The following is a 3,462-nucleotide window of genomic DNA, read 5'->3' as shown; positions in this document are numbered from 1 at the left end:
CTTGTCTTCTTTAGTGTTTGCACAGACACCGTCTTCAATCGCTTTCTATTACAATACGATTGACTCAGTACGTGAGTTAATGAATTACGAGCGTGTTGTTGTTACGCCTGATTTAATTACCACAAAACAAATAGGGACATTAAAAAAAGCACAAACAAAAGTTTTTGCCTACCTGAGTATTGGCGAATTTGACGACCGCCACTTACCAAATAACTTACAAAATGCCTCTCCGGCAAGAAATGAAAACTGGCAAAGTTATGCCATGGATTTAACCAATCCCCAATGGCAAGGCTATTTAACCTATAAAGCAGAGTCTTATCTCGCCAAAGGCTTTGATGGCTTATTTCTTGATACTCTGGACAGCTATTACCTTTTTGCAAAAACCGACATACAACAGAAAGAGCAGCAACAGGCTCTTGTTAAGATCATTGCCGAACTTGATCTCCTATCGGGTAAACCACAACTCATTCTAAACCGTGGCTTTGAAATCATCGGGCAGCTAGAGCATCCAATCTCAGCCGTACTCGCAGAGTCTCTCTACAATAGCTATCGCCCAGTCGATAATAGCTATAAAAAGATCAAACCCTCTGATTCAGAGTGGCTTACCGGCAAACTGAATCAAGTTAAAGCTCGTGGCATCGAGGCAATTGTTATTGACTATATACCGGCGAAAGACCGTGAAGCACAGATTTCAGCCGCGAAACGCTTGCTTAATGAAGGCTATACACCGTATGTCAGTGACGGCATGCTCTATGAGTTCGGTGTAAGTACAATCGAACCAGTTGCTAAACGAATTCTCGGCTTTTACGACAGCCAGTTTACTGATTTTTCGTCATCAGAGTGCCACCGGATGATCTCGATGCCTATCGAGTACAAAGGTTACGTCCCCGAATGCAGGGATATCCGAACAACCAATATCGATAATATCGACTTAAGTCGGTACGCTGCCGTATTGCTGTGGTTGGAAGAAGGTTCTTATCAAAGCAATCCCAAACTTCAACAATGGCTTTTCCATACCATTGACGAACGCCCAGTCCTCTTTATCAAGTCACTGCCTACGAATGAAACATTACGAACCAAGCTAGGTATTACCGTAGGTGGAACTCTAAACGGTAAAGTTGCTATCAGTCACGGCAGTGACTGGCTGGCTAATCGCTACCCTCCCACTTTTAGCGAGTTTGAAGTTCATCCGCGCTGGATTGCCAGCAGTGCTAACATCGCTCCGCTAATTGAAGCAACCGATGAAAACGGTCATTCTTCAGGCCTCCTGTTCAAGGCTCCCTGGGGAGGCGCAGTTTTGGCCCCACTACCAGTGCTTAACCTGGCAAACAACACCGAAACTTGGTCAATTGATCCTTTCCGCCTAATCGACGAGACACTGGACCTTCCGGTTATTCCCGCCGCCGATGCCACGACGGAATCAGGCAGGAGGATCCTCACCAGCCATGTCGACGGTGACGGCTTCCCATCTAAAGCCTGGTTCCCGGGAAAACCCTATACCGCAGAAGTACTGCTAAAGCATGTTTTTAAAAAATACGACTTGCCACAAACTGTTTCAGTAATTGAAGGCGAGGTTGGAAAACGTGGTTTATATCCTGATGAAAGCGAAGCCATGGAAGCTGTCGCCCGTGACATATTTGCATTGCCAAATGTAGAGATCGCATCACATACCTTTAGCCATCCTTTCTTCTGGGACCAGACCAAGACATTTAAGAAAAAGCAGTATGGTGATCACCTGCCTATTCCTGGCTACACCCTGGACTATCACAATGAGATCATCGGTAGTGTTGACTACATCAACAAGAACCTCGCCCCCAAAGGCAAGAAAACAAAGCTGATACTGTGGTCAGGAAAAGCCGATCCCAAAGAAGATATTTTGACCATTGCAGAAAAGGCCAACCTGCTCAATGTTAACGGCGGCAACACCTATGTTGTAAAGGGAAATGACAACTATACCCAGGTCTCGCCCACTATTGCCTGGTATCCCTCAGCGGTCCAAGTCTATGCGCCGGTACTAAACGAAAACTTATATACCAATCTCTGGACTGAGCACCACGATGGTTACGGACGTGCAGTAGAAACATTCGAGTTACTTGGTAATCCACGCCGACTGAAAACTATCGCTATCTACTATCACATGTACTCAGGCGCTTACCCTGCCTCGTTGAAAGGTCTTCTTGACGTCTATGACTGGGCAGTGAAGCAAAAGACCACCCCCCTTTACCTGAGCGAGTATGCCAAGCGTGCTCGCACGCTGTATGAAACAGGAATTGCGAAAACCCTCGATGGTAATTGGCAAATCACCAGTTCGGGCGTTACAAGCATCCGCCTGCCGAATTCTATGGGCTTTCCGGTTATCTCAAAAAGCAATATTGCTGGATGGGAGCAAGGGCCGAATGGTAAGTTCCTGACTCTATCTGCGCCACGCAGTGTTATTGCTTTGGCTAACATTCAAAACCAAGACACCTATCTAAAAAATGCCAACGGCCAGCTTATACAATGGAAAAAAGGCGGAGCAATTACGTACTGGACAATAAAGAGTCATACCCCGCTTGAGTTTGAAATCGCCAATGGTTCAGGGTGCAAACTCATCAGTGACTCGACACTAAAAGCAACTGTCATCGCGAATCGCGGGATCAGATATCGTGCATCTAAGGCAGGTACTTTCTCTGGTTCACTACGCTGCAGTAGTCAAATTGTAACAACCAACAAGAACGACTAACGGTGAACTACGCATGGCAGTATCAATAAAACGCCCCCACTCAGGTAAAAGAAAAAAGCCGAGGATACGCCTGGTCAACAAGCGAACCTTGGCTGTTCTTACTATTACCTCATTGTGGGCGCTATGGTTGGTCTCGCCTAGCCAGAACATGCTGATCAAACTCGTTGCACGCTCTTCCTCACCCGATGTATCACTGGCCTTTTTACGTGAAATCAATAGTAGGGAACCTGACAACCGAGAAGTCATCAAACTGATGATCGAAACCTATATACAACTCGATCGCCGCAAAGAAGCGTTAGCGTTGTCAGAAACCATCCTCACCTACGACGATGCCACCAGAGACTGGGGTGCCTTTAGTGTCTACCTTCAGCTATTGCTGGATATTTTCCATCAGAATGGCGCTAATAGCGAAATAGAAAGCAGAATTAAGCGCATAATTAGTAGCACAGAATATATTCCCGAGGCAGAAATGGCGCGTCAGTTTGCCGATGCCGCCATTGAACTTTCAATGCCAGAAAAAGGTTTGGCTCTATTACTACCACATCTACAAAGCGGTGAAACCAGTCACCAGGAACTGATCACTCTCGCGCTACATAATTCAGACTATGATAACTCGCTGAAGCTTCAGTTGGATGCATTTAGGGAGTTTGAGAATATTGAACAGGCCAAGTCATTACTGGCCTTACTGCTATCTTCCAACGAGCCAGAATTAAGCAAACAGTTCATTGACAGCTATAACG

2 protein-coding genes are annotated in these 3,462 nt (G+C 45.9%); both read left to right on the top strand.

The features are described from left to right. Window positions 1-2,722: endo alpha-1,4 polygalactosaminidase (locus MHN01_RS20725; RefSeq protein WP_370646533.1), on the top strand; the 2,722-nt coding region annotated here is incomplete at its 5' end. A gap of 13 nt (window positions 2,723-2,735) precedes the next feature. Beyond that, window positions 2,736-3,462: hypothetical protein (locus MHN01_RS20720; protein ID WP_239413160.1), on the top strand; the 727-nt coding region annotated here is incomplete at its 3' end.

The organism is Photobacterium sp. OFAV2-7, assembly GCF_022347985.1.
GTDB lineage: Bacteria > Pseudomonadota > Gammaproteobacteria > Enterobacterales > Vibrionaceae > Photobacterium.
The sequence above is the reverse complement of the archived record's forward strand: the minus strand, read 5'-3'. Positions and strand labels throughout refer to the sequence as shown.